This is a genomic window from Nocardioides ungokensis (assembly GCF_013466985.1).
GTDB classification, from domain to species: Bacteria; Actinomycetota; Actinomycetes; order Propionibacteriales; family Nocardioidaceae; genus Nocardioides; species Nocardioides ungokensis.
On sequence record NZ_CP059164.1, the window covers coordinates 4,468,166 to 4,493,957 of the forward strand.

General features: G+C 71.9%; 25 protein-coding genes and 1 pseudogene. 5 read left to right on the top strand and 21 right to left on the bottom strand.

Annotated elements, in window-relative coordinates:
• The first annotated feature begins 55 nt into the window (after positions 1-55).
• The gene (locus H0S67_RS22165) at positions 56-802 is read left to right on the top strand and encodes a tyrosine-protein phosphatase (protein ID WP_180934805.1); all 747 of its coding nucleotides are present in this window, start codon (positions 56-58) and stop codon (positions 800-802) included.
• Here H0S67_RS22165 and H0S67_RS22170 read toward each other — a convergent pair.
• The 11 genes from H0S67_RS22170 to H0S67_RS22215 form a co-directional block, all read right to left on the bottom strand.
• A complete protein-coding gene (locus H0S67_RS22170; RefSeq protein ID WP_180934806.1) occupies positions 770-1,804 on the bottom strand; it encodes a YihY/virulence factor BrkB family protein in 1,035 nt (344 codons plus the stop codon). The two genes, H0S67_RS22165 and H0S67_RS22170, sit on opposite strands and share 33 nt — an antisense overlap.
• Positions 1,805-1,840: 36 nt before the next feature.
• Complete coding sequence (locus H0S67_RS22175) at positions 1,841-3,016, bottom strand: acyl-CoA dehydrogenase family protein (RefSeq protein WP_180934807.1); 1,176 nt, start codon at positions 3,014-3,016, stop codon at positions 1,841-1,843.
• On the bottom strand, positions 3,016-4,959 hold the full coding sequence (locus H0S67_RS22180) for an acetyl/propionyl/methylcrotonyl-CoA carboxylase subunit alpha (RefSeq protein ID WP_180934808.1): 1,944 nt from the start codon (positions 4,957-4,959) through the stop codon (positions 3,016-3,018). Before H0S67_RS22180 ends, H0S67_RS22175 begins: the two co-directional genes overlap by 1 nt.
• 4 nt (positions 4,960-4,963) lie before the next feature.
• On the bottom strand, positions 4,964-6,601 hold the full coding sequence (locus H0S67_RS22185; protein WP_180934809.1) for an acyl-CoA carboxylase subunit beta: 1,638 nt from the start codon (positions 6,599-6,601) through the stop codon (positions 4,964-4,966).
• Positions 6,598-7,275 carry an acyl-CoA dehydrogenase family protein gene (locus H0S67_RS26240; protein WP_246354966.1) on the bottom strand — a complete coding sequence of 226 codons (678 nt, stop codon included), beginning with the start codon at positions 7,273-7,275 and terminating at the stop codon, positions 6,598-6,600. The genes H0S67_RS22185 and H0S67_RS26240 overlap by 4 nt, the downstream gene beginning before the upstream one ends.
• The gene (locus H0S67_RS26245; protein WP_246354967.1) at positions 7,257-7,760 is read right to left on the bottom strand and encodes an acyl-CoA dehydrogenase family protein; all 504 of its coding nucleotides are present in this window, start codon (positions 7,758-7,760) and stop codon (positions 7,257-7,259) included. The genes H0S67_RS26240 and H0S67_RS26245 overlap by 19 nt, the downstream gene beginning before the upstream one ends.
• Positions 7,757-9,487, bottom strand: a complete 1,731-nt coding sequence (locus H0S67_RS22195; RefSeq protein WP_246354968.1) for an acyclic terpene utilization AtuA family protein — start codon at positions 9,485-9,487, stop codon at positions 7,757-7,759. The genes H0S67_RS26245 and H0S67_RS22195 overlap by 4 nt, the downstream gene beginning before the upstream one ends.
• Positions 9,480-10,292 carry a TIGR03084 family metal-binding protein gene (locus H0S67_RS22200; protein ID WP_180934810.1) on the bottom strand — a complete coding sequence of 271 codons (813 nt, stop codon included), beginning with the start codon at positions 10,290-10,292 and terminating at the stop codon, positions 9,480-9,482. The genes H0S67_RS22195 and H0S67_RS22200 overlap by 8 nt, the downstream gene beginning before the upstream one ends.
• On the bottom strand, positions 10,289-10,927 hold the full coding sequence (locus tag H0S67_RS22205) for a TetR/AcrR family transcriptional regulator (RefSeq protein ID WP_343050231.1): 639 nt from the start codon (positions 10,925-10,927) through the stop codon (positions 10,289-10,291). The genes H0S67_RS22200 and H0S67_RS22205 overlap by 4 nt, the downstream gene beginning before the upstream one ends.
• Positions 10,928-10,996: 69 nt before the next feature.
• Positions 10,997-12,076, bottom strand: coding sequence for a M36 family metallopeptidase (locus H0S67_RS22210; protein WP_180934811.1), 1,080 nt, complete (start codon positions 12,074-12,076; stop codon positions 10,997-10,999).
• Positions 12,077-12,250: 174 nt separating this feature from the next.
• Positions 12,251-13,639: an FtsX-like permease family protein gene (locus tag H0S67_RS22215; RefSeq protein WP_180934812.1), complete on the bottom strand. Its 1,389-nt coding sequence runs from the start codon at positions 13,637-13,639 to the stop codon at positions 12,251-12,253.
• Positions 13,640-13,821: 182 nt separating this feature from the next.
• Between H0S67_RS22215 and H0S67_RS22220 the strand changes: the two genes are divergently transcribed.
• Complete coding sequence (locus H0S67_RS22220) at positions 13,822-14,514, top strand: hypothetical protein (protein ID WP_180934813.1); 693 nt, start codon at positions 13,822-13,824, stop codon at positions 14,512-14,514.
• A 403-nt stretch (positions 14,515-14,917) separates the two neighbouring features.
• Here H0S67_RS22220 and H0S67_RS22225 read toward each other — a convergent pair.
• From H0S67_RS22225 to H0S67_RS22235, 3 genes and pseudogenes are all read right to left on the bottom strand, one after another.
• A pseudogene (locus H0S67_RS22225) lies at positions 14,918-15,636 on the bottom strand (ABC transporter ATP-binding protein).
• Complete coding sequence (locus H0S67_RS22230; protein ID WP_180934814.1) at positions 15,633-15,779, bottom strand: hypothetical protein; 147 nt, start codon at positions 15,777-15,779, stop codon at positions 15,633-15,635. Before H0S67_RS22230 ends, H0S67_RS22225 begins: the two are co-directional and overlap by 4 nt.
• Complete coding sequence (locus H0S67_RS22235; RefSeq protein ID WP_180934815.1) at positions 15,776-16,390, bottom strand: PadR family transcriptional regulator; 615 nt, start codon at positions 16,388-16,390, stop codon at positions 15,776-15,778. The genes H0S67_RS22230 and H0S67_RS22235 overlap by 4 nt, the downstream gene beginning before the upstream one ends.
• A gap of 192 nt (positions 16,391-16,582) precedes the next feature.
• On the opposite strand from H0S67_RS22235, the gene H0S67_RS22240 reads away from it, so the two are divergent.
• Both H0S67_RS22240 and H0S67_RS22245 read left to right on the top strand, forming a co-directional pair.
• A complete protein-coding gene (locus H0S67_RS22240; protein ID WP_180934816.1) occupies positions 16,583-17,230 on the top strand; it encodes an RDD family protein in 648 nt (215 codons plus the stop codon).
• Between the two features lie 72 nt (positions 17,231-17,302).
• Entirely contained in the window at positions 17,303-18,130 is an 828-nt protein-coding gene (locus H0S67_RS22245; protein ID WP_180934817.1) for an SDR family oxidoreductase, read from the top strand.
• A gap of 29 nt (positions 18,131-18,159) precedes the next feature.
• On the opposite strand, the gene H0S67_RS22250 is transcribed toward H0S67_RS22245, so the two are convergent.
• From H0S67_RS22250 to H0S67_RS22270, 5 genes are all read right to left on the bottom strand, one after another.
• A complete protein-coding gene (locus tag H0S67_RS22250) occupies positions 18,160-18,672 on the bottom strand; it encodes a TetR/AcrR family transcriptional regulator (protein ID WP_180934818.1) in 513 nt (170 codons plus the stop codon).
• A 188-nt stretch (positions 18,673-18,860) separates the two neighbouring features.
• A complete protein-coding gene (locus tag H0S67_RS22255) occupies positions 18,861-19,580 on the bottom strand; it encodes a histidine phosphatase family protein (protein WP_180934819.1) in 720 nt (239 codons plus the stop codon).
• Positions 19,580-20,692, bottom strand: a complete 1,113-nt coding sequence (locus H0S67_RS22260) for a phosphotransferase family protein (protein ID WP_180934820.1) — start codon at positions 20,690-20,692, stop codon at positions 19,580-19,582. Before H0S67_RS22260 ends, H0S67_RS22255 begins: the two co-directional genes overlap by 1 nt.
• The gene (locus tag H0S67_RS22265; protein WP_219635394.1) at positions 20,692-21,450 is read right to left on the bottom strand and encodes an SDR family NAD(P)-dependent oxidoreductase; all 759 of its coding nucleotides are present in this window, start codon (positions 21,448-21,450) and stop codon (positions 20,692-20,694) included. Before H0S67_RS22265 ends, H0S67_RS22260 begins: the two co-directional genes overlap by 1 nt.
• A gap of 8 nt (positions 21,451-21,458) precedes the next feature.
• Positions 21,459-22,715, bottom strand: a complete 1,257-nt coding sequence (locus H0S67_RS22270; RefSeq protein WP_180934822.1) for an acyl-CoA dehydrogenase family protein — start codon at positions 22,713-22,715, stop codon at positions 21,459-21,461.
• Positions 22,716-22,844: 129 nt separating this feature from the next.
• On the opposite strand from H0S67_RS22270, the gene H0S67_RS22275 reads away from it, so the two are divergent.
• A complete protein-coding gene (locus H0S67_RS22275) occupies positions 22,845-23,438 on the top strand; it encodes a hypothetical protein (protein WP_180934823.1) in 594 nt (197 codons plus the stop codon).
• A gap of 80 nt (positions 23,439-23,518) precedes the next feature.
• On the opposite strand, the gene H0S67_RS27640 is transcribed toward H0S67_RS22275, so the two are convergent.
• A complete protein-coding gene (locus H0S67_RS27640; protein ID WP_343050233.1) occupies positions 23,519-24,868 on the bottom strand; it encodes a 3-hydroxyacyl-CoA dehydrogenase family protein in 1,350 nt (449 codons plus the stop codon).
• 11 nt (positions 24,869-24,879) lie between these two features.
• On the bottom strand, positions 24,880-25,755 hold the full coding sequence (locus H0S67_RS27645; protein ID WP_343050235.1) for an enoyl-CoA hydratase/isomerase family protein: 876 nt from the start codon (positions 25,753-25,755) through the stop codon (positions 24,880-24,882).
• Between the last annotated feature and the right edge of the window lie 37 nt (positions 25,756-25,792).

The window sequence follows — 25,792 nt, forward strand, 5'->3', positions numbered from 1 at the left end:
GTGGCCCCTGGGCGCCGCCCCGATCGCGTTGGGCGGCGCCTCGTATCCTTCGTGCGTGCGACCGCTGCTGCTGGCCTCGGCCGACAACTTCCGTGACGTCGCCGGCCCCGGCTACCCGACCCGGCACGGCGTGGCCGTGCGGCGGGGAGTCTTCTTCCGCTCCAACGAGCTGATGCTCGACGACGAGGACGTCCTCGCCCTGGTCGGGCTCGGGCTCACCGCGGTCCACGACCTGCGCACGGCCGAGGAGGTCGCCGCCCACCCCGACGCGGTCCTGCCGGGAGCGGCCTGGCACCACGTCGACGTGCTGGGCATCCCGCCCGAGGAGGTCGCCGGGCTCGAGGACCTCGCCGAGGCGGAGGCGTTGATGACCCGGGTCTACCGGGGCTTCGTCGAGCACGAGTCGTCGCGCTCCGGCTTCGGGCTGCTGCTGCGCCGCCTCGCGGACACCGAGGGCCCGCAGCTCATCCACTGCACCGCCGGCAAGGACCGCACCGGCTGGGCCGCCGCGCTCCTGCTCCACGTGGCCGGCGTCGACGACGACCTGGTGCTGGCCGACTACCTGCTGACCAACGAGCTGGCCCGCGCCAGCCGCGCCCGCTACCTGACGATGGCCGAGACCGCGCTCGGCCCGGACGCGGTCGAGGTCTACGAGCGGGTGCTGGTCGCCGACGAGCGCTACCTGCGAACGGCGTACGACGCCGCGACCGCGGCGTACGGCTCGCTGGAGGGCTACCTCACCGTGGGCCTGGGGCTGGACGACGAGGACCTAGCGCGGCTCCGGGCCCGGCTGCTCGGCTGAGTCGGTGTTCACGGGGGCCTCGATCACGGGCAGGTCGTCGAAGGTGACCTCGACGTTCTCGAACCCCTTGTGCCGCTGGGCCCGGGCGTAGAACGTGTAGGCCCGGCGGTCGGCCTCGGTCAGGTCGACCGAGTCGGTGAACGGCGTGAGCAGCGCGCGCGGCCACAGGCGCCGGGCCAGGACGACGTTGACCTCGATCCCCAGCATGCCCATCACCGCGCCCACGTAGAGCAGACCGATCAGGCCGAGGACCAGGGCGAAGGTCTTGTTCATCGAGCTGGTCTCGCCGAGCACGTGGGTGACGTACCAGGCGCCGAGGTACTGCAGCAGCTGCCAGAGCACCGCGAGCGTGAACGCGCCGGGCGCCGCGCTGCGCCAGCTGTGCCGGCGCGCGGCTGCCACCCGGAAGAGCAGCGTGAGGATCAGCCCGATCACGACCACCGTGAGGATCTGGACCAGCCAGCTCAGCCAGACGTTGAGCGAGCCGTCGATCACGGAGGTCCGGCTGACGAGCGTGGACAGCACCGTCACGGTCACCACCGCGGCGCCGGCGGTGACCAGCAGCAGCAGGCTCTTGAGCCGCAGCAGGATCGGGTTGGGTCGGCTGTTGCGCGGCACCGACCAGGCCACGTTCATCGCGTTCTGGATCGCGGTGCCCAGGCCGAGCGCGCCGTAGAGCGCGGCCAGCGCACCCACGACGACGCCGGCGGTCGAGCCCTGCAGGCCCTCGGGCCGGCCGAGCTGGTCGCCGATGATCGGGAACTGGCTCAGCGTCGAGCTCAGCACCTCCTGCTGGAGCTCGGGACGGCCCTGCAGCACGAAGCCGAGGATGCTGGAGGCCAGCAGCAGCAGCGGGAAGATCGCGATGAACGCGTAGTACGTCAGGATCGCGGCGAGGTAGTTGCCCTGGTCGTCGAAGTACTTGTAGACCACCGCGATCGGGATGGACAGCGGGGGGAACTGACGCTGGCCGCGATCAAGGCGGTCGGACACTGTCCCCACGCGAACACGTTACCGGTCGTCCGCGTGGGGAACGCGTCAGTACGACTTCGGCAGGCCGAGGGAGTGCATCGAGACGAAGTTGAGGATCATCTCGCGGCTCACCGGCGCGATCCGGCCGGCGCGGGTCGCGACCAGCAGGCCGGCCATGCCGTACTCCTGGGTGATGCCGTTGCCGCCGTGGGTCTGCACGGCCCGGTCGGCCGCGTCGCAGGCGGCCTCGGCGGCGGCGTACTTCGCCATGTTGGCGGCCTCGCCGGCGCCCATGTCGTCGCCGGCGTCGTAGAGCGCGGCGGCCTTCTGGGTCATCAACCGCGCCAGCTCGATCTCGATGTGCGACTGGGCCAGCGGGTGCGCGATCGCCTGGTGGCTGCCGATGGCGTCCTTGAAGACCGTGCGCTCCTTGGCGTACGCCGTGGCGCGGTCCAGCGCGAAGCGTGCCAGGCCGGTCGAGAACGACGCGGCCATGATCCGCTCGGGGTTGAGCCCGGCGAACAGCTGCACCAGGCCGCCGTCCTCGTCACCGACGAGCGCGTCCGCGGGCAGGTGGACGTCGTCGATGAAGACCTGGAACTGCAGCTCCGGGCTGACGATCTCCATCGGGATCGGCTTCGCCTCGAAGCCCTCGGCGTCGGTCGGCACCACGAACAGGCACGGCTTGAGCTTGCCGGTCCGCTCCCCCGTTGGTGACAGAGCCTCGGTCCGCGCGACCACGAGCACGTTGTCGGCCTCGTCGACGCCGGAGATGTAGATCTTGCGGCCGTTGAGGACCCATCCGTCGCCGTCCTTGTGGGCGGTGGTGGTGATGTTGTGGGAGTTGGTGCCGGCGTCGGGCTCGGTGATCGCAAAGGCCATCGTCCCGGTGCCGTCGCAGATGCCGGGCAGCCAGCGCTGCTTCTGCTCGTCGGTGCCGTAGCGGCTGATGATGGTGCCGCAGATGGCCGGGCTGACCACCATGAGCAGCAGCGGGCAGCCCTGCGCGGCCAGCTCCTCGCACACGGCCGCGATGTCGCCGATCCCGCCGCCACCGCCGCCGTACTCCTCGGGGATGTTGATGCCGAGGTAGCCGTTCTTGCCGATCTCGAGCCACAGGTCGGTGGTCTTCTCGCCGTCCCGGGCCCTCTCGGTGAACCACTCGCGGCCGTACTTGCCCGCCAGCCGGGCAACCTGCTTGCGGAGCTCCCGGCGCTCCTCGGACTCGGTGAACGCGTTCATCATTCCTCCAGTACTGCCAGGACCTCCCCGGCCGCGACCTGTGCACCGGGCTTCACGTCGATCTCGGTGACGACGCCGGCTGTCGGCGCGCTCACCGTGTGCTGCATCTTCATCGCCTCGAGCACCAGCACCGGCTGCCCGGCCTCGACCTGCTGGCCGGCCTCGACCGCGACGCTGACGACCGTGCCCGGCATGGGCGCGAGCAGGCTGCCGCTGGCCACCTGCTCGGCCGGGTCCACGAAGCGCGGCGTGCGGGTCAACCGGACATGGCCGCGCGGGGAGTCGACGTGGACGTCATGCGAATCGTGGCCCGGGACGCTCACTTCGTATGACGTCCGCACGCCGCCCTCCTCGAGGACGACCGTGGTCGAGCTGGCGGAGACCACGGTGAACCCGTCGACGGTGTATCCGTCGCGGCCGCCGAACCACGCGACCTCGAGCTCGCGGCCGTCGCTCTCGAAGGTTGTCCGCTGTGGCTGTGAGACCACGTTGCGCCACGCGACGGGGATGCCGTGCTGGACGGTCCGGCCGGTGCGGGTCCGTTCCGCCGACGCGATCGCGGCCGCGGTCGCCTCCCCGACCCTGTCGAAACCCTCGGGCGGATCGACTGTGCCGGTGCGGTCGAAGAAGTCGGTGCTCACGTCCCCGGCCAGGAACTGCGGGGAGCGCAGCACCCGTACGAGGAGGTCGCGGTTGGTGGCCGGGCCGTGGAGCCGTGCGCGGCCCAGCGCGGCCGTGAGCCGGCGGGTTGCCTCCTCGCGGGTCGGTGCCCAGGCGATCACCTTGGCCAGCATCGCGTCGTAGTGCGTCGACACCTCGCTGCCGCTCTCGAACCCAGCGTCCACCCGGATGCCTGGTCGGTTGAGCAGGTCGAACTCCGCGCTGACGCCCGGGACGTCGACCAGCGTGAGCAGCCCGCTCTGGGGCTGCCAGTCCGCGGCCGGGTCCTCGGCGTAGACGCGGACCTCGACCGCGTGGCCGTAGGTCACCCCGATCGCGTGCGGGTCGAGCGGACGGCCTTCGGCCACGGTCAGCTGGAGCTCGACGAGGTCCACCCCGTGCACCAGCTCGGTGACGGGGTGCTCGACCTGCAGGCGGGTGTTCATCTCGAGGAAGAAGAACCGGTCCGCCGCGGCGTCGTACAGGAACTCGACCGTGCCGGCCCCGCGGTAGTCGATCGCCGCGGCCGCGGCCCTGGCCGCCTCGTGGAGGGCGGCCCGGGTCGCCGCGGGCAGGTTCGGCGCCGGGGTCTCCTCGATGACCTTCTGGTGGCGGCGCTGGATGGAGCAGTCGCGCTCCCCCAGCACCAGGACGCCGTGGGCGTGGCCGACGACCTGAACCTCGACGTGCCGACCGTGCTCGACGTACGGCTCGACGAAGACCGTGCCGTCGCCGAACGCCGATTCCGCCTCGGCCGAGGCCTTCTCGATCTCGCCGGGCAGGTCGGCCAGGGCACGCACGATCCGCATGCCGCGCCCACCACCGCCCGCGGACGCCTTCACCAGCAGCGGCAGGTGGTCGTCGGTGGCGGTCTCCAGGGTGAGGTTGCCGAGCACCGGGACACCCGCGGCGTCCATCAGCTTCTTGGACTCGACCTTGGAGCCCATCTGCTCGATCGACTCGGGCTCGGGGCCGACCCAGATCAGGCCGGCGTCGATGACGGCGCGGGCGAAGGCGGCGTTCTCGGAGAGGAACCCGTAGCCGGGGTGGATCGCGTCCGCCCCCGTCCGGCGGGCGGCCTCGAGGACGAGCGCGGCGTCGAGGTAGGTCTCGGCCGGGCTGTTGCCGGGCAGGCGTACGGCGGCGTCCGCCTCCCGGACGAACGGCAGCCCGGCGTCCACGTCGGAGTGCACGGCCACGGTCTCGATGCCGAGCCGGCGGCAGGTCGCGAAGACCCGGCGGGCGATCTCGCCGCGATTGGCGACCAGGAGTCTCGTGATCATGGGGTCACATCCTGAAGACGCCGAAGCGGTCGGTGCCGCTGTACGCCTTGTTCTCGATGACGGACAGGCAGATGCCCAGGACGGTCCGGGTGTCGCGCGGGTCGATGACCCCGTCGTCGTAGAGCATCCCGGAGAGGAAGAACGGCAGGCTCTGCTCCTCGACCGAGGCCTCGATGAACTCGCGCATGGCGGCGTCGCCGGCCTCGTCGTACTCCTTGCCCTTCGCCTCCGCGGCGGCGCGGGCGACGATCGAGAGGACGCCGGCGAGCTGGGCCGGACCCATCACCGCGGACTTGGCGCTCGGCCAGGTGAAGAGGAAGCGCGGGTCGTAGGCGCGGCCGTTCATGCCGTAGTTGCCCGCGCCGTAGGACGCTCCCATGATCACGCTCAGGTGCGGGACGGTGCTGTTGCTGACCGCGTTGATCATCATCGCGCCGTGCTTGATGATGCCGCCCTGCTCGTACTCCTTGCCGACCATGTAGCCGGTGGTGTTGTGCAGGAACAGCAGGGGCACGTCGACCTGGTTGGCCAGCTGGATGAACTGGGTGGCCTTCTGGGCCTCCTCGGAGAAGAGCACGCCCTGCGCGTTGGCGAGGATCCCGACCTGGCGGCCGTGGATCTTCGCCCAGCCGGTCACCAGCGACGGCCCGTAGAGGGGCTTGAACTCGTCGAAGGCCACGCCGTTGGTCGGCGAGACCCCATCGACCAGCCGGGCGATCACCTCGCGCGGGTCGAAGGGCTCCTTCAGATCCGTGGGGATCAGGTCGAGCAGACCCTCGGGGTCCGCGTCGGGCTCGGCGTACGCCGAGTCGGCGTTCGTTGACGCCGTGACCTCGCCGAGTCGGCGCTGGTTGACGTCCTGGGGTGTCAACGAACGCCGACTCGGCGTCGCCTTTCGCCAGTTCAGCCGTGCCACGATGCGCCGGCCGATCCGGAGCGCGTCGTGCTCGTCCTCGGCCAGGTAGTCGGCCAGGCCGGAGACCCGGGCGTGCATCTCCGCGCCGCCGAGCGACTCGTCGTCGGACTCCTCGCCGGTGGCCATCTTCACCAGGGGCGGCCCGCCGAGGAACACCTTGGCCTGCTCCTTGACCATCACCGTGTAGTCGCTCATGCCTGGCACGTAGGCGCCGCCGGCGGTGGAGTTGCCGAAGACGATCGCCACGGTCGGCTGCTTGGCGGCCGAGGAGCGGGTGATGTCGCGGAAGAGCTTCCCGCCGGGGATGAAGATCTCCTTCTGCGTGGGCAGGTCGGCGCCGCCGGACTCGACCAGCGCGACCGTCGGCAGCCCGTTCTCCTCGGCGATCTGGGAGGCGCGGAAGATCTTCTTGACCGTCCAGGGGTTCGACGCACCGCCCTTCACCGACGGGTCGTTGGCCGTGATCATGCACTCGACGCCCTCGATGACGCCGATGCCGGTCACCACGCTCGCGCCGACGGTGAAGTCCGACCCCCAGCCGGCCAGCGGGCTCAGCTCGAGGAACGCCGAGCCCTCGTCGACGAGCAGCTCGATCCGCTCGCGCGGCAGCAGCTTGCCCCGCGCGTGGTGGCGCTCGACGTACTTCTCACCGCCCCCGGCCACCGCCTTGGCGTGCTCGGCGTCGAGGTCGGCGAGCTTCTCGAGCATCGCCTCACGGTTGCTCATGGGGTGTACCCCAGCAGCTTTGCGGCCAGATCCGTCAGCACCTCGGTGGCTCCTCCTCCGATCGGCAGGATCCGGGCGTCGCGGTAGTGCCGCTCCACCTCGGTCCCGTGCATGTAGCCGGTCCCGCCGTGCAGCTGGACGGCCTCGTGGCAGACGTACGTCGCGGCGTCGCAGGCGGTCTGCTTGGCCAGGCAGGCCTCGGCGATCACGCTGGGCCCGTCCCCTCGGCTGCCCGCCACGTGGCGCGCGGCCACCTCGCGGGTGTAGGTCCGGGCGACCTCGACCTGCCTGTGCATCTCGACCAGCTTGTGGCGCACCACCTGGTTGGCGATGAGCGGCTTGCCGAAGGTCTCGCGCTCCCGGCAGTACGCCGCGGTGAGCGCCAGCGAACGGGCGGCGATGCCGTAGGCGTGCACCGCGAGCGCGATCCGCTCGACCACGAACTGCTCGGCGATCTGGTAGAAGCCGGAGTTCTCGGCGCCGACCAGGTTGGCGGCCGGGACGCGCACGTCGGCGAAGGACAGCTCGGCGGTGTCCGAGCAGTGCCAGCCCATCTTGGCCAGCGCCCGGTCGACGGTGAAGCCGGGCGTGCCCTTCTCGATGACCAGCAGGCTCACCCCGGCATGGCCCGGCGGACCGGTGCGGACGGCGGTGGTCACGAAGTCGGCCCGCACCCGCTGGTGATGAAGGTCTTGGCGCCGTTGACGACGTAGACGTCCCCGTCACCCCCTCCCCGTTCGAGCCGGGCCGTGGTGCGGATCCCGGCGACGTCGGACCCGCCCCCGGGCTCGGTGATCGCCAGGGCGCCGATCTTCTCGCCCGCCAGGGCGGGCCGGACGAAGCGGTCGACGAGCTCGGGCGAGCCGTTCGCGGCGAGGTGCGGCAGCGCGATGCCGCCGGTGAAGAGGCCGGCCATCAGCCCGCTCGAGGCGCCGGCCTCGAACATCGACTCCTGGACCGTGACGGTGTCGAGCAGGTCCCCGCCCTCGCCTCCCACGGACTCCGGGAAGGAGATGCCGAGCAGGCCCTGCTTGGCGGCGGCCCGGTGCAGCTCGCGCGGGATCTCGCCGCGGTCCTCCCACTCCTGGAGGTGCGGCGCCACCTCGCGGCGGACGAACTCGGCCGCGGTCCGCCTGAGGGCCTCGCGGGTCTCGTTCATACGAGCAGCCCCTCCTGGATGTGCACGGTCCGCGAGCGCACCCACTCACCGAGCCCCTTCGCCTGCGGGTCGAAGCGGGTGGAGGCGGCCACGCCCCGACCGAGGAGGCCGCGGATCACGACGTTGACGGCGCCGAGGTTCGGCAGGTTGTAGACGTCGATCTCGAGGTCGGCCGCCTCGGGGACCAGCTCGCGCACCTTCTTGGGGGTGATCAGCTTGGTGAGCCAGGTGACGCGGGCGTCGTACTGCTCCGAGCCGTCGTGGACCACCCACAGGCCGAGGTTGGCGTCGCCGCCCTTGTCGCCGGAGCGGGCATGGACGAAGGTGCCGAGCGTCATCCGGCGATTGAGCTCGTCGGCAGGTGCGGGGTACGGCGAGGGGCGCCGGCCCGCGTCGGGCGGGACCTCCCCGAGCTCGGTGGGGTCGGCCACCACCTCACGGGTCCCGTCGGCGTGCACGACCGTGTGGGTGACCTCGGTCCGGTCGACGTACTCCGGGCGGTAGACGCCGTACGGCGTGGGCGGGGCGGGCGGCGCGGTCATCGTGAAGCCCGGGTACGACGCCAGGGCCAGCTCGATGGCGGGGCCGGTGAAGGCCTTGGCACACGGGTCCGGCGAGGGGTCCATCACCGTGACCCGCAGCAGGCACGAGGCGCCCTCCTCGGTGTCGGCGTCGGCGGCCGGCAGGGCCGTGCGCGTCCAGGAGACGGTCTCGGCGCGCAGCGACGGAGCGAGCTGCTCGCGCACCCACGCGGCCTTCTCCTCGATGTCGAGGCCGGTCAGCACCAGCTCGACGGAGTTGCGGAAGCCGCCGAGCTCGTTGACGCAGACCTTCAGCCGCCGCGGCGGCGCCGAGCCCCGCACGCCCGAGACCGCCACCCGGTCGGGGCCCTGCTGCTCGAGCTGCACCGTGTCGAGCCGGGTCGTGACGTCGGGGCCGAGGTAGTGGGTCGACTGGATCTCGTAGACCAGCTGGGCGGTGACCGTGTCGACGGTGACCGCGCCTCCGGTGCCGTCCTGCTTGGTGATCACGCACGAGCCGTCGGCAGCGATCTCGGCCAGCGGGAAGCCCAGCGGCCAGCCGTCGCGGGGCAGCTCGAGGAAGCCGGAGAAGTTCCCGCCGGTGGCCTGGGTCCCGCACTCGAGCACGTGGCCGGCCACCACGGCTCCCGCCAGCTCGTCGTACGACGTGGGGGTCCAGCCGAAGTGGGCGACCGCCGGCCCGACGACCAGGGACGCGTCGGTGACCCGGCCGGTGACGACGACGTCGGCGCCCGCCCGCAGGGCCGCGGCGATCCCGAAGCCGCCGAGGTAGGCGTTGGCCGTCAGCGCCCCCTCCCAGCCGAGCTCGCCGGCGCGGGGGCGCAGGTCGTCGCCCTCCACGTGGGCGACGTCGGCGTCGAGGCCGAGCCCCTTGGCCACCTCCCGCAGCCGGTCGGCGAGGCCGGCGGGGTTGAGCCCGCCGGCGTTGGCGACGATCTTCACGCCGCGCTCCAGCGCCAGCCCGAGGCAGTCCTCGGCCTGCCGGACGAAGGTGCGCGCGTAGCCCAGCGACGCGTCCTTCATCGTGTCCTTGCCGAGGATCAGCATGGTCAGCTCGGCGAGGTAGTCGCCGGTCAGCACGTCGAGGCCGTGCCCGCCGGCGGAGCCCTCGAGCATCTCGCGCATCGCGGAGAGCCGGTCGCCGTAGAAGCCCGAGCAGTTGCCGATGCGCAGCACCTCAGCCACCGGAACCCACCGCCTCGCGTCCGCCACCGGGCGGGCCGGCGAAGGCCTGGGCGATGTCGAGCCAGCGGTCGGCGTCCGCCCCGGTGGCGAGGAGGTCGGTGTCGTCGCGGTGCACCCGCTGGGTGACCAGCAGGCAGAAGTCGTACGCCGAGCCGGTCACCGTCTGGGCGGCGTCCTCGGGTCCCCACGTCCAGGTCTCGCCCGAGGGCGCCTTCAGCTCGATGCGGAACTCCTCGGCCGGGGCCGGGAGCTGGTGCACGCCGAAGGCGAAGTCACGGGTGCGTACGCCGAGGTGGGCGACGTGCCGGATCCGGTCGCTCTGCCGATCCTCGAGGGCGTCGGGCTCGACCCCGAGGGCGGCGTACACGTCGAGCGAGTGCGCCCAGGTCTCCATGAAGCGGGCCGTGGCCATCGATGCCGGCGACATGGGCGGGCCGAACCACGGCATCTTCTCCCCGGCGGGCAGGCCGCGCAGGGCTGCGACCAGCGCCGCCCGGGCCGCGCCCCAGCGGGCGAGCAGCGCCGTCGGGGAGAGCCGGGCCACCTCGTGCGCCTGCTGGTCGACGAACCCCGTCGGGTCCTCCATCGCACGCAGCACCAGTGCGTCCCACGCCTCCTTGTCGGTCGCCGCCGCCGTCGCGGCCTCGTCCGTCCAGAGGAGATGGGCCACCTGGGTGGCGACGTCCCAGCCGTCCGCGGGGGTCGGCATGCGCCAGCCCGCCTCGTCGAGGCCGGCGACGGCGTTCCAGAGCAGGTCGCCCTCCGCCTTCAGGTCGGCGAGCAGGCTGTCCAGCAGGTCCGTCATGCGGTCTCCTCCGACTGGTCGTCTTCAGGGGCGAGGGCGTCGTCGAGGGTGCGCGCCCACTGGTCGAGGATGCGCCGGCGGCGGCGCGCGTCGTCGGTGATCGTGTTGGCCAGGCCCAGGCCGCGGACCAGGTCGAGGGTCGCCTGCACGAGCTCGCGCTCGCCCGGCCGCGACTCGTCGGCGCCGAGCAGCTCGACCGTCAGCCGGTGGGTGTCCCGGCCGACCCGCTGCTCGAGCGGCGCGACGGCCGCCAGCAGGGCCGGGTCGGTGCGCGCCGCCACCCAGAGCTCGAGCGCGGCAATGAAGACCGGGGAGGTGAAGTGGTCGGCGAGCATCTGCAGCACGGCCCGGGTGCGTCGCGGGCCGGTGGGCAGCGCCCGGGCCGCGGTCTCGAGCTCGGCACGGCGCACGTCGGTGAGGTGCTCGACCGCGGCCACGACGAGGTCGTTCTTGGTCGGGAAGTGGTGCAGCTGGGCGCCCCGCGACACTCCCGCCCGCTCGGAGACCAGCGTCGTGGAGGTGCCGCCGAAGCCGCGCTCGACCAGGCACTCGACCGTCGCCTCGAGCAGCCGCGCCCGCATCGCCCGGGTGCGCTCCTCCTGGGGCACGCGGATCGACCCCGGCTGGCTGCTCACCTCGTCAGCATGGCCCCGAGATCAACAAACAGTCAAGACTGACTTTTTGTGCTCGCCTTCCGGCAAGAGTCAGAAGGTGATGTGCCGGGCGGCGAACGCGTCCTTGACCGCCTTTGCCGCGGCCGGGCCCTGGTCGGCCAGCGCCTGCTCGTACGTCGCCTTGGCGGCATCGCTGAAGGAGGTGTCCGGGGCGTAGTCGAACTGGCTGTCGATCAGGGTGCGGTCCCAGTCGCGGGTGGTGAAGCCGAGGGCGACGTAGCGCTGCCGGATGTCCCACAGGGCGGCGCTCCAGATCGTGCCGTCGAAGTGCACCTCACCGATGCGGTCCTCCAGCACGCGGTTGGTGTCCAGGCGGCGCAGGCAGTGCGGCACGGTGCTCGTGTAGGAGACCGAGTCCCAGTCGGCGACGCAGGGCTTCGGCGTCTTGACCGGCCAGCCGTACTGCTGGGCGGCGTCGAGCCCGACCGTCACGGCGAGGTAGTCGCCGAACGCCTCACCGATCGACCCGGCGTCCAGGCTGGACCCGAATCCCGGGACCTGCGAGTCGTGCACGGCGTGGCCGTACTCGTGGACGATCACCTCGGCGTCCTCGGCGTCGTCGACACCCCCCTTGCCGAACCGGAGGAAGTCCTGCTTGTCGGTGGAGTAGCTGTTGTCGATGCCGTACTGGTCGATGCGCACGTCCTGGCTCTCGGCGTTCACCGGCGGCAGCGTCGAGCCGAAGCCCAGCGACTGGATGTACTCCTGCGCCTGGTTGACCCAGAAGTAGGCCATCACCTGCTCGAAGCGGTCGTCGTCGCGCCGGTAGACGAACGTGTTGGTCGCGCTGTACGCCAGCGGGCCGGTCGAGGTGCGGACGTTGGCCCACTTCCCGACGAGGTTGCCGGAGCCGTCGAGGTTGCGCAGCTGCACGGTGGCGTACTGCGAGGCGGGGACGGCCGTCGCGGAGTCCTTCTGGTCCGTGAGCGACTCGTCGCCCGAGGACTGCACCGGGTTCACCTTGAAGACGCTGCCGGTGCCGGTGCTCGAGCCGCTGCCCGGCTTGGTCGCCGCGGCCGGCGACGCCAGCGACAGGCCGGCTCCCAGGCTGGTGGCCAGGCACGCCGCGGTGGCGAGCAGGACGGTCGGCTTCTTCGTGAGGTGGGTCATGTGAGAGCTCCCCTGCGGTGAAAAGGCCCTGCGGTGAATGGCCCTGCTGGATGATCGCCCCGGTCCGGGCGCCGCCTCCGGGAATGTATCCGGCAATCCGGCCGGTGAACAGGACGGACGGCGCCCGAATACCGGGGATGGGGCACGGCGAGGTGCGCACTCACCGGTGAGACGTCACCCCAGGCGAGCCACCAGCGGCAGCCTCGAGCGGGCTGCGAGGCCCACGACGAGGGCGGTCACCTGCGGGAGCGCGACGACGAGCGACCCGATCAGCAGCCACGGGACGTCGAGGAAGTGGCCGGGCATCTGAGTGCCATCGGCCGTCGTCGTACGCCAGGAGCTGCCGGTGAGCGGGTAGGTGATCGCCACGCCCGGGATGAAGCCCACCACGGTGCCGAGCACCGCACCCACCAGGCCCACGACCAGCGCGTACGCCGCCGCCACCCCGCGGCGGGTTCGCGGCGAGGCGCCGACCGCCGAGAGGGTGGCCAGGTCGGGTCGTGCGTCCGAGAGCGCCAGGAACGTCGCGGTGAGCGTGCCGCCGAGCATGAGCACCCCGCCGAGCACCCCGAGCACGAGCAGCAGGATCACCGTCGAGTCCGGCGCCTGGTAGCCGCGTTCGACGTAGAAGCCGGCGTCCCCGGAGATGCCCTGCACGGCCTCGTCGACGTCCGCCTGCTGCTGCTCGGTGATCGTGGTGCCGCTGACCAGCAGCCCCACGGTGACCGGACGGGTGAGCGGCGAGTGGAAGCCCTCGGCCACCGAGGAGGGGACCACCGCCTGGATCGTCCCCAGGCCCTCGGGCACCCGCAGGAACATCGCCGGCACCGTCACCCGGCCCAGCGGGCGGGCCCGACCGCCCCTCGCCGGGAAGCTGGACCCGACCACCGTCGCCCGGTCACTGTGCACCGCCTGCGAGGTGAAGACGACGGCCTTTCCGGACCGCAGCGCCGCGTCGGCCCGGGCGACGTCGGCGTCCCGGAGCCCGGGCACCTGCGTCGGGAGCCCGCCGTCGCTCACCAGCACCGACGACCCGAGCGTCGAGCCGTACATGTCCAGCAGGCCGTCCTGCTTCCCCGCGCGCAGCGTGACGTCGATCGTCCCTCCACCCCTGGTGCTGGTCGGGATGCCTCGCAGCTCGGTGATGGTGGCACCGGGGACGTTGCGCTCCACGGCCGCGCGCAGCGGTGTCCACAGCTCCTGCCGCGGCTTCCACTGGGTCAGGGTCGCCTGGCCGATGGTCAGCTGCGGGGTGTACTCCGCCTGGTTCTGGGCCTCGTCGCTGGTGTTCGCGATGCCGAGCGCGACCCCGCCGGCGACGGTCGCGGCCACGGCCGCCACCGCGGGCACCGTGCGGGTCCGGTGCCGCGCCGCATCGCGTACGGCGTAGCGCAGCGTCAGCGGGAGGCCGCGCGAGAGCCGGGCCAGGCCGACGACCACCACCGGGACCAGCAGGATCATCCCGAGGACGGCCACGATGGCGGCGCCGGCGATGAAGTACTCGCCGTTCTGCGTGGAGCGTGCGCCGTACGCCGCGCCCGCCACGCCCGCGCCGAGCAGCACGGCGCGAGCACCGGCGACCGCAGGCTCGGGGCCCGGTCACCCCGCCGGCCCGCGAGCACCGCGACGACGTCCTGGCGCGACGCGATCCACGCCGGCACGACCGCCGCGAGCAGCGCGCTGGCCAGGCCGAAGGCCGCGATGCCGACCAGGTGCGGCCAGGGCACGTCGAACGGCCGAACCACATGTTGGAGAAGCGCTGCACGGCAGGCATCAAGAGCCAGGCGGCCGCGATGCCGAGCACCATCCCGAGCAGGGCACCGGTCGCGCCGAGGACCACCCCGCCCGCCAGCACGACGCGACGTGCCTGGTCGGGGGTGCCGCCCGTCGCCGACATCAGCGCGAGCGAGCGGGACTGGCGCCGGGCGCCGACGGCGAAGGCCGGACCGGCGAGAAGGACGACCTCGATCAGCGCCATCACGACGATCAGCACGACGACGGCGACCGTGGACTGGTTGCTCCCGCTCGCGGAGTCCCGGATCTCGGCCGGGATCGCGGAGTCCGGGGGCGGGTCGTCCATCACGGCTCGCGAGAGCACCAGCCCGCCGAGCGCGTTGAGGGCCCGCACCTGCTCCCACGAGACGGGCCCGCCGCCGACGAGCCAGGTCTGCATGCCCATCGCCGCGCCGGCCGTGAGGCGGGGCGAGGTGCCGACCAGGACGGGGAGGTCGCGGTACGACGTCGACTCGCCGATCCCGACCACGGTGAAGGACCCGGCGCCCTGCACCTTGATCGGGCCGCCCAGCGGGAAGCCGTGGCCGGCGAGCGCGCTGTTGATGACGACCTCGTCGGGCGCGTGCGGCTTGCGGCCGCTGGTCACGTCGAAGATGCCGTCGGCCAGCGGGTCGGTCAGGTCGAGCCGCGTGGTGTCGGCGTAGATCGCTCCCCGGTCGGTGTCGACGCTGGTGCTGCCGGTGGCCATCGGGATCGACCGGGCCCCGGGGCCGAGCACCGCGCTGATCCGCTCCGGACCGGTCAGGCCCCGGTGGCGGTCCGGCGTACCGTCCCCCATGGACATGCCATCAGGGTCGAGGGCCTGCGCGACCCGCCCGATCCCGTGCTGGAAGGTCACCCTGGCCTCGGCGCTGCCCAGCCGCCGGCCCAGGGACTCCGAGCCCGAGACGTCCTGGGTCTGCAGCACGATGTCGGCGGCGGTCACGCCCAGCACCGGCAGCGCGATCATCACCAGGACCAGGATGCTGCGGCCACGGGCCCGCAGCGCCTCTCGGCGGGCGAGCCGCAGGGCCAGGCGCCAGCCGGCCCAGCGGCGCTGCAGCCACCTCATCCGAGCCTCGACTCGAGCAGGACGTCGGCGGGGTCGGCGCCGGACTCGTCCACGACCACCCCGTCGCGCAGGAAGACCACCCGGTCCGCCCACGCGGCGTGGCGCGCCTCGTGGGTGACCATGACGCCGGCCGCGCCCGCGTCGCAGGGGCGCGCAGCAGGGCCAGGATGTCCTCACCGGTCTCCGTGTCGAGGGCCCCGGTGGGCTCGTCGGCCAGGATCAGCCGGCGCTCCCCCACGATCGCGCGGGCGATCGCCACGCGCTGCTGCTGCCCGCCCGACATCTCGTCGGGGAAGCGGTCGGCGAGCTCACCGATGCCGACCTCCTCCAGCGCCGCCCGGGCAACGCGACGGGCGGCCCGCGAGCGCTCCCCGTCGAGCTCGCGCGGCAGCGCGACGTTCTCCGCCGCGGTGAGGGCCGGGATCAGGTTGAAGTCCTGGAAGACATAGCCGATCGACGTACGCCGCATCCGCGCACGCCCCTTGTTGCCGACGGCGGCGAGGTCGACGCCCTCCACCGACACCGTGCCCTCGGTCGGCTGGTCCAGCCCGCCGGCCAGGGTGAGCAGGGTCGACTTGCCGGAGCCCGACGGGCCCATGATCGCGACCAGCTCGCCGGGGTGGGCCGCGAACGAGACCTGTCGCAGCGCGACGACCTCGGTGGCGCCCTGGCCGTGGACCCGGGTGACGGTGTCGAGCCTGAGCACGGCGTTCATCGCGAGACCTCCCTGGTGTCGACGGACGTCTGAAGGCGGCGTTCGAGCGTCGCCCGCCGCAGCCGCACCGCGCACTGGTCGAGCCAGCGGGTCTCGGCCCGGTGGATCCGGACGGCCTCGTCGACGTGGAGCCCGGCGTTCATCGGCGGGCCTCCGGCGTCTCGGCGCCCTGGGCGGCCGCGGACGTGGAGGTCGAGGTGGAGGTGGAGCGCTGCGCGGCAGCGCGGCGGAGCCGGGCCTCGCAGTGGTCGAGCCACCGGATCTCCGCCTCGGCGGCGAAGACCAGCGAGTCGAGGACCAGGCTCCAGGCCATGTCGGCACGATCCTCGGGTGCCGCAGCACGGCCGCCGCGCTTCAGCCGGGTGTAGTCCTGCAGGGCCGTCATGGTCGCTGAGCGCTGCTGCTGGATCACCGCGCCCACGTCCACGCCGGGCACGGTGACGGCGATCGCGAGCTTGATCGCCAGCTCGTCGCGCGGAGGCTGGGTGCGGGCCACCGGCGTGGTGAACCACGCCGAGACCTCGTCGCGCCCCGCCGGGGTGACGCGGTAGATGGCTCCATGGCTGGAGTCCTCGTCGTCGGCCCCCGTGCCCTCGACGAGCCCATCTCGCTCGAGCCGGGTCAGGGTCGTGTAGACCTGCCCGATGTTGAGCGGCCAGGTCGACCCGGTCCGCTGCTCGAACTCGGCCCGGAGCTGGTAGCCGTACATCGGCCCCTGCTCCAGCAATGCCAACAGTGCCTGCCTGACCGACATCCGCGCCTCCCCGGAGGGTTGTCCACCGGCCCCCGTGGCCGATGGATACCGGGTATGTATACCACGTATGCAGTCCGTTGGGCAGAGGTTTCGGTCGCGACACGTTTGACCAACAGCCCCACGGGCATCACCCGTGCGGCCAGTTCGTCACTACGCTGACGCCACCTTTGATGCAGCCCTGAAGGGGGAGCAATGTCCGACTACGGGAACCCGCCCCAGGACCCGAACGCCCAACCCGACCCGTACGGGCAGCCCGCCCAGTCGGCCTACGGCCAGCAGCCCAACCCCTACGGGCAGCAGCCCAACCCCTACGGCCAGCAGCCGACCTACGGCCAGGTCGCCTACGGCCAGCCCGGGTACGGCGCGGTCGTCCCCGACTACGCCCACTGGATCAAGCGGGTGGGCGCCTACGTCGTCGACGCGCTCGCGACCTCGCTCGCCGGCATCCCGCTGTGGATCGGCTACGGCATCCTCCTGGCCAACACCACGACGACGACGAACCCGGACGGCACCACCACGACCAGCGTCTCCGGCGGCGGCGCGGCCTTGGTGCTGATCCTGATCGGTGTCGTCACCTCGATCGCGTTCTTCGTGTGGAACACCTGCCTCAGGCAGGGCCGCACCGGCTACTCGATCGGCAAGGGCGTGCTCGGCATCAAGCTGATCGGCGAGGCTTCGGGCCAGCCCATCGGCGGCGGCATGGCCTTCCTCCGCTACCTGTGCCACATCATCGACGGCATCTGCTACATCGGCTACCTGTGGCCGCTGTGGGACCGCAAGCGGCAGACCTTCGCCGACAAGATCATGAGCACGATCGTGATCAACCAGCCCAAGGGCTGACGCGGCAACCGCGACGTCGTACCGAGGAACCCGCCGGGCCGAGGCCCGGCGGGTTCCTTCACACTCGGGGGCATGACCAGTGCCTCCACCCGCACCGTCCTGATCACCGGCGCCTCCTCCGGCCTGGGGGCCGAGATGGCCCGCCAGCTCGCCGCACGCGGCTACGACCTGGCGCTCTGCGCGCGACGCCTCGACCGCCTCGAGAAGCTGCGCGCCGAGATCCTCGCCGCGGACCCCGGCGGGTCGACAACCCGCCGGATCGAGGTCCGGGAACTCGACGTCAACGACGCCGACCAGGTCTTCGAGGTGTTCCGAGGTTTCCGCGACGACTTCGCCGGCAACGTCACCGACGTCACCGACGGCACCGACGGCACCGACGGCACCGCGCGGGGCATCGACCGGATCGTGATCAACGCCGGCCTCGGCAAGGGCGCCCCGCTCGGCACCGGGGGCTACGCCGCCAACCGCGAGACCGCCATGACGAACTTCGTCGGCGCGCTCACCCAGGCCGAGGCAGCGATGGAGATCTTCCGCGCGCAGGGCACCGGCCACCTCGTGATGATCTCGTCGATGTCGGCGATGCGCGGCCTGCCCAAGTCGATGACGACGTACGCCGCCACCAAGGCCGGCGTGGCCCACCTCGCCGAGGGCCTGCGCAACGAGCTGCACGGCAAGCCGATCAAGGTCAGCGTGATCTACCCCGGCTACATCGCCTCGGAGATGAACGAGCACGTCGCCGAGAAGGCCCCGATGATGGTCAGCACCGAGAAGGGCGTGCACGCGATCGTCGAGGCCATCGAGAAGGAGAAGGCCTCGGCCTGCGTGCCGCCGCTGCCGTGGGCGCCGCTGTCGCTGCTGATGAAGCACGCGCCGCTGCCGCTCTTCAAGAAGCTGATGTGACGGTCCAGCCGCTGAGGTGACCAGTCGGCTCAGGTGATCAGCCGGGTGACGAAACGCTGCATGGCCGCCTGGGCGCGCGGGATCGGCAGAGCGGCCTCGGGGAGGCTCATGGCGAACCGGAGTCCCTCGGTCACGGCCACCAAGAGGTCGAGATCGGTCTGGTCCCCGTCCGGGAGCACTCTGGCCAAGTACTCGCGCTCGGCCGACCGCAGATCGGCGATCGCCAGGGCGACTCCCTCGTGCCCGCGCCCGATCTCTGCGAGCGCGAAGTCGAACGCCGCGTCGTCAACCGCGTCGGGAGCCTCCGCCAGGTGCCGGTCCAGGTCGGTGAGTGTGGTGACGTGGTAGAACCGCGCCCTTCGGTCGTTCATCCATCGATGCGCCAACTTGCCCCACAGCTGCTCGGCACTGCCGAAGTGGTTGACGACGCCGGCTGGGCTGATCCCCGCGGCACGGGCGACGGAGCGCAGTGACGGGCCTGAGACACCTCCGGTCACCACCAGCCCGAACATGGCAACCACCAGGGAGTCCAAGCGGTCCATGTGCCAGATGAGTCGAGGCATGTCACCAGCCGATCACGTCCCGGCGATTCCTGCCCGAAGCTCTCCACAGCCCGACCGGACGTGACGCAGTGCTGGGTGGACCACGACATGCCCTTCCGCGGTTTGAACAAACGTTTGTTCAAACCGCGGAGGGGTTTCGAGTCGTACCCGCGGCCGGCAGCCGACCGTCAGCGGTAGGTGAGCGTCTCGTCCTCGAGGTGGGAGTGCTCGTTGAAGGTCAGCAGCCGGGCTCCGGTGGAGCCCACGACCACCCGCGTCACCGAGGAGTTCACGGTCACGGTGTTGAACCGGGACCAGATCCGCGCCAGCGCGGCCGGGTCCTCGCCGTCGGGGTCGACCAGGGCGGCGCAGGCGGCTGCGATCGGGCCGCCGGAGCTGACCGCGACCACCGTCCCGCCCGGCCCGGCCGCGGCGCAGGCACGCTCGAGCGCGGCCCGCACCCGGGTCACGAAGGCCGGCCAGGACTCGGGGTAGTCGGCATCGTGCCCTCCCCCGGTCCACCGGGCCGTGGCCTGCTCGAAGATCCTCTGGAACTCGCGCCGGTCGACCCCCTGCATGCCGGCGACCTGCACCCCGTCACCCTGCACCCCGTTAGCGGGGGCCTCCACGCTGCGTGCGTACGCCGCCACCACCCCGAGGTGGTCGAACTCGTCCCAGCCCGCGTCGACCTCGACCGGGGTGTCCCAGCCGGCGGCGGCGACCATGCCCTCCGCGGTCTCGCGGTGCCGGCGCATGCCTCCGCGCAGGAGCAGGTCGGGGGCGACCTTGCGCTCGGCGAGCCAGGTACCCAGCAGCCGGCTCTGCTCCCAGCCGGTCTCGGAGAGCACGTCGTAGTCGTCCGCACCGAAGGAGGCCTGGCCGTGGCGGACCAGCAGCACGACCCCCATCAGGCCCGGTCCCCGGCGCCGGAGACCAGCTGCCGGCACCGCGTCTCGAGGTAGCCGACGGCCGGGCCGAACACGGCGTACGCCTCGTTGGTGGTCTGCCGGTGGTAGTAGCGGTACCAGATCTGCTGGGCGATGACGGCCAGGCGGAACAGCCCGAACACCTCGTAGAAGCGCCACTGCTCAGGCGTGACGTCGAAGCCCATCCGGGCCGAGTAGCGCTCGACGATCTCGCCGCGGGTCCACATGCCCGGCGCGGTGGTGGGCTGTCGACGGAACATCTGGAAGAACTCGTCGTCGCTTGCCTCGACCCAGTAGGCGAGCATCCCGCCGAGGTCCATCAGCGGGTCACCGACCGTGGCCATCTCCCAGTCGAGCACGCCGATGATGCGCAGGTCGCGGCCGGCCCCACTCTCCTCGACCGAGAGCACCATGTTGTCGAAGCGGAAGTCGTTGTGGATCAGTCTCTGGCCGACGTCGGCGGGCTGGTGCTGCTCGATCCAGGCGATGACGTCGGACCAGTCCCCGGTGTCGTCGGTGCGAGCCCGGGCGAACCGGTCGACCCACCCCGAGACCTGACGGGCCACGTAGCCCTCGCCGCGACCCAGCCGGGCCAGCTCGGGGCTCGCCTCCACGTCGACCGAGTGCAGGTCGACCAGCACGTCCAGCGCGGCGGCGCACAGTGCCGAGGCCTGCTCCGCGCCCAGCGGCCACGGCAGGTCACGGCGCAGGATGGTGCCGTCCAGCTTCTCCATGACGTAGAACTCCGAGCCGATGACCGACTCGTCCCGGCAGTAGCCCACCATCCGCGGCACGTAGGGGAAGACGGGCCCCAGCGCCGACTGGATGCGGTGCTCGCGGCCCATGTCGTGGGCGCTCGCGGCCTTCGCCCCGGCCGGCGGCCGGCGCAGGATCAGGTCCCGCTGCGCCCGCCCCGGGGGCGAGTAGCGCAGCAGGTAGGTGAGGTTGGACGCCCCACCCGGGAACTGCTGCACCTCGGGTGTCCCCACCAGGTCCTCTGCGAAGGCCTCGGCGTGCTCGCGCAGCCACGCGGCCACCGCCTCGGTGTCGAACGCGTCCTCGTCCCGGACCGGCTTCGCCGGGTTCCCGTCCATCAGAGTCCCTTCTCGAGCTTGGCCGCCTGGGCCCGCATCACCGCGTCGTACGCCGCGCGGTCACCCTGCTTGAGCGCCCACGCGTCCCGCGCGGCGCGGTCGGGCACGATCACCTCGTCGCCGCGGTCGAGCCCCTCGAGCACCGCGGCCGCGATGTCCTCCGCCGTGGTCGGCGAGGAGTCGACCAGCCGGGTCATCACGGCGGCCAGCGCGGTGTCCTCCCCGCGCAGGGAGGACATCAGGTTGGTGCGGAAGTACGACGGGCAGACGACGTGCGCGGTGACGCCGTACGCCGCCAGCTCGTGGCCCGCCGTCTCGGTGAGGGCGACCACCGCTGCCTTGACCGCGTTGTACGACGCCATCCCGGCGGGGTGCACCAGGCCGGCCAGGGAGGCGACGTTCACGATCGCGCCGGAGCGCTGCTGCTTCAGCAGGGGGACGAACGTGCGCAGGCCGCGCACCGCGCCGAACAGGTTGATGTCGGTGATCCACTCCCACTCCTCGAGGGTGGCCACGTCGAGCCGGCCGCCGCCGGCCACACCGGCGTTGTTGACCAGGACGTCGAGCCCGCCCCACGTCCTCGTGACGTGGTCGAGCGCCGCCGCCCAGTCCTTCTCGGAGGTGATGTCGAGCCGGAGGTCGCCGCCGGTCACGTCGGTCCGCAGCACCTCGTCCCCGCGTGCCTCGAAGGCGTCGGCCAGGGCGGCGCCCAGCCCCGAGGCCGCGCCCGTGACCAGGACCCGCCTCGCAGCGTTCATCGAAGGGCTCATCGACGCGCGCCGTACTTGCCCAGCTCGAGCCGGGCGATGACGCCGCGATGCACCTCGTCCGGCCCGTCGGCCAGCCGCAGCGCCCGCGCCGCCGTCCAGGCACCGGCGAGCGGGAAGTCCGAGGAGAGCCCGCCGCCGCCGTGGATCTGCATCGCCATGTCGATGACGCGCTGGGCCATGTTCGGGACCGCCACCTTGATCTGCGACACCTCGGAGAGCGCGTTGAGGGGACCGCCCACGTCGAGCTTCCAGGCCGCGTTGAGCACCAGCAACCTCGCGGAGTCGATGGCGATGCGCGCCTCGGCGATGCGCTCGCGGTTGCCGCCGAGGTTGGCGATCGGCTTGCCGAACGCCGAGCGCTCCAGGCCCCGCCTGCAGGCCAGCTCCAGCGCCAGCTCGGCCAATCCGATCAGCCGCATGCAGTGGTGGACGCGTCCGGGCCCGAGCCGGCCCTGCGCGATCGCGAACGCCTCGCCGGGTCCGCTGATGATGTTGGCGACCGGCACCCGCACGTCGGTGAACGACACCTCGCCGTGGCCCAGCGGCTCGTCATAGGTGCCCATCGTGTCGAGCAGCCGTTCCACCCGCACGCCCGGCGCGTCCCGCGGGACCAGCACCATCGAGTGCCGGTGGTGACGATCCGCGTCGGCGTCGGTGAGGCCCATGAAGACCAGGACCTTGCAGTCGGGGTGGCCCACGCCGGTCGACCACCACTTGCGGCCGTTGACCACCACCTCGTCACCGTGCACGACCGCGGTGGCCTCCATGTTGGTGGCGTCGGAGGAGGCGACGTCGGGCTCGGTCATCGTGAACGCCGAGCGGATCCGGCCGTCGAGCAACGGCTCCAGCCACTCGCGCCGCTGCTCGGGCGAGCCGCAGCGCAGCAGCACCTCCATGTTGCCGGTGTCGGGCGCGTTGCAGTTGAAGACCAGGGACGCGATGGCGGAGCGACCCATCAGCTCGGCCAGGGGCGCGTAGTCGACGTTGGTCAGCCCCTCGCCGCCGTCGGTGCCGAAGCGGGCGGCGTACTCGTGCGCGTGCTCCCGGGGCAGGAAGAGGTTCCACAACCCCTGCGCCCGGGCCTTCGCCTTGAGCTCCTCGAGGACCGGCAGCGGCTGCCAGGGGTCCCCGCTGCGGCGCTGCTCGGCGAGGTCGCGGTGGTAGTCGGGCTCCACCGGAGCGATCTCCTCGGCCATGAAGGCGGCCACCCGATCGGTGAGGTCGGCGGCCCGGGCGGACGGAGCGAAGTCCATGCCCGGCACCCTAGCCGCCGCCCCCATTTCCCCTGATCGCGCCATGGACGGCCGGTGGGGGCGGCAATAACGTCGAAGACGGACTCGGGTCGCCTCAACCCGGGGGCGGCCCACCGAGAGGAGGTCGCTGTGTTCATCCAGATCATCCAGGGGAAGTGCACGAGGCAGGACGAGCTCCGGGCGATGGCAGAGCGTTGGGTCGCCGAGGTCGGCCCCGGTGCGAGCGGCTGGCTGGGGGGCACCTACGGCTTCACCGACGACGACAGGTTCATCGGCGTGGTCCGCTTCGAGTCGAAGGACGCCGCGATGGCCAACTCGAACCGGCCGGAGCAGACCGCCTGGGCCGAGCAGATGATGGCGCTGATGGACGGACCGGTCGAGTTCCACGACTGCGACGACGTCACGCTGATGATGGACGGCGGCTCCGACCAGGCCGGCTTCGTCCAGGTGATCCGCGGCAAGGTCAGCGACCCCGCTCGCCTCAAGTCGATGATGGCCGACACGACGCTCCTGCACGAGATGCGCCCGGAGATCCTCGGGGCCACGCTCGCGCTCGAGCCCGACGGCACGTTCACCGAGACGGTGGCCTTCACCGACGAGGCCAGCGCCCGCGCCGGCGAGCAGGTCCCGCCGCCGCCCGAGGTGATGGCCGAGCTGGAGTACGCCATGCAGGGCGCGACGTTCTACGACCTGCACCACCCCTGGTTCCAGACCCACCGCTGAGCCCCGGCCACCGCCTGCACGGCCGACGGCCCGCCGAGCAGTGCTCGGCGGGCCGTCGCCGCTGCTGTTGTGCCGTTCGGTCAGGCGGGGAAGGACTCACCCTTCTCGACCATCGACCGCAGGTACGCCGTGGGCCGGAACCGGTCGCCGTACTTCTCCGCGAGCTCGTCGGCCCTGGCCACGAAGGCGGCCAGCCCGATCGGCGCGTCGGTGTCGTTCGGGTCCTGGTAGCCGGTCATGAACTGCGCTGCGCCACCGGTGTTCGGCGGGAAGCCGATGCCCATGATCGACCCGATGTTGGCCGCGGCCGCCGAGGTGAGCACGCCCTCCTCGAAGCACTTGGCGGTCTCGAGCGCCTCCACGAACAGCAGCCGATCCTTCACGTCCTGGAAGGGGACCTGCTCCCGGCCGCTCTCGGCCCCGGCCACCGGGAAGGTGTCGGCGAGGCCCTTCCACAGCGCGAGCCGCTTGCCCGACTCGTCGTACTCGTAGAAGCCGGCACCCTTGAGCCGCGAGGGGCGGCCGAGCCCGATCATCGTGTCGATGACCGCCTCCGCCGGGTGCGGCGTGTAGGCCTGGCCGGAGGCCTCGACCGCGGCGCGGGTGGCGTTGCTGATCTTCTTGAACAGCTCCATGTTCAGCTCGTCGGAGAGCTGCAGGACACCCACGGGGTAGCCGTCCTGCGTGGTCGCGCGCTCCAGAGAGACCGGGTGCACGCCCTCGGCGAGCATCGCCAGCCCTTCGTTCACCATCGTGCCTATCACCCGCGAGGTGTAGAAGCCACGGCTGTCGTTGACAACGATCGGGGTCTTGCGGATCTGCTGGACGACGTCGTACGCCTTGGCGAGCGCCTCGTCGGAGGTCTGCTCGCCGCGGATGATCTCGACCAGCGGCATCTTGTCCACGGGCGAGAAGAAGTGCAGGCCGATGAAGTCCTTGGGCCGGTCCACGCCGCCGGCCAGCTCGGTGATGGGCAGCGTCGAGGTGTTGGAGCACAGGAGGGCGTCGGGGTTCACGTGCCCGGCGATCTCGGCGAAGACCGTGGCCTTGAGGGCGGGGTCCTCGAAGACCGCCTCGATCACCAGGTCGCAGCCCGCGAGGTCGGCCGGGTCGGCCGTCGGGGTGATCCGGCTCAGCAGCTCCGCCTTCTTCTCCTCGGTCGAGCGGCCCTTGGCGATCGCCTTGTCGAGCAGCTTCGCGCTGTAGGCCTTGCCCTTCTCGGCGTTCTCGACCGCGACGTCCTTGAGCACGACCTCCATCCCCGCGCGGGCGCACGAGTAGGCGATGCCGGCGCCCATCATGCCCGCGCCGAGGACGCCCACCTTGACGGCCTTGTACGGCGGGATGCCGTCGGGTCGCAGCGACCCGGAGTTGATCGCCTGCAGGTCGAAGAAGAACGCCTGGATCATGTTCTTGGCGTTCTGGTTCACGATCAGGTTGGTCAGGTAGCGCGACTCGATCCGCGAGGCGGTGTCGAAGTCGACCTGGGCGCCCTCGACCGCGGCGGAGAGGATCGCCCGCTGAGCGGGGTAGACCGCACCCTTCGTCTGCTGGCGCAGCAGCGCCGGAACGCCGGCAGGAACGCCGCGAGCTTGGGGGTGCTGGGGGTGCCGCCGGGCATCTTGTAGCCGGGCTGGTCCCAGGGGTTCTGCGCGGCGTCCGGGTTGGCCTTGATCCAGGCCTTGGCCGCCGGCACGAGCTCGTCGCGGGTGGCGACCAGCTCGTCGACGAGACCCTTCTCCTGGGCCTGGGCCGGCTTGAAGCGCGTCCCCTGGAGCAGCACGTCCATCAGCGCGGACTGGATGCCGAGCATCCGCACCACGCGGGTGACCCCGCCGCCACCGGGCAGCAGGCCCAGCGACGCCTCGGGGAGGCCGAGCTGCACGGACGGGTCGTCGACGACCACTCGGTGGTTGCAGGCCAGGGCGATCTCGAGTCCCCCGCCGAGGGCGGCGCCGTTGATCGCGGCGGCGACCGGGCGCGGGAACTGCTCGAGGCGGCGCAGCGCCGCCTTGACGCTCTCGCCCGCGCCGAACACGTCGGCGGCGTCGGCCTTGGTCGCCTGCACCATCTTCTTGAGGTTGCCGCCGGCGAAGAAGGTCTTCTTCGCGCTAGCGACCACCACGCCGGTCACGCCCGACTCGTCCTGCGCGAGCTCGTCGTACAGCCGGTCCACGGCCGCGGCCATGGAGGCGATGTAGAGGTCGTTCATCGTGTTGGCGCTGGCGGTCGGGTCGTCGAGGGTGAGGGTGACGATGCCGTCGGCGTCCTTGTCGTACCGCACGGCGGTCTGCTCGGTCTGCTGGGTCTCGGTCATGCCGGTGGGTGTCCTTCAGTCTCGGCGGAAAGCTTGT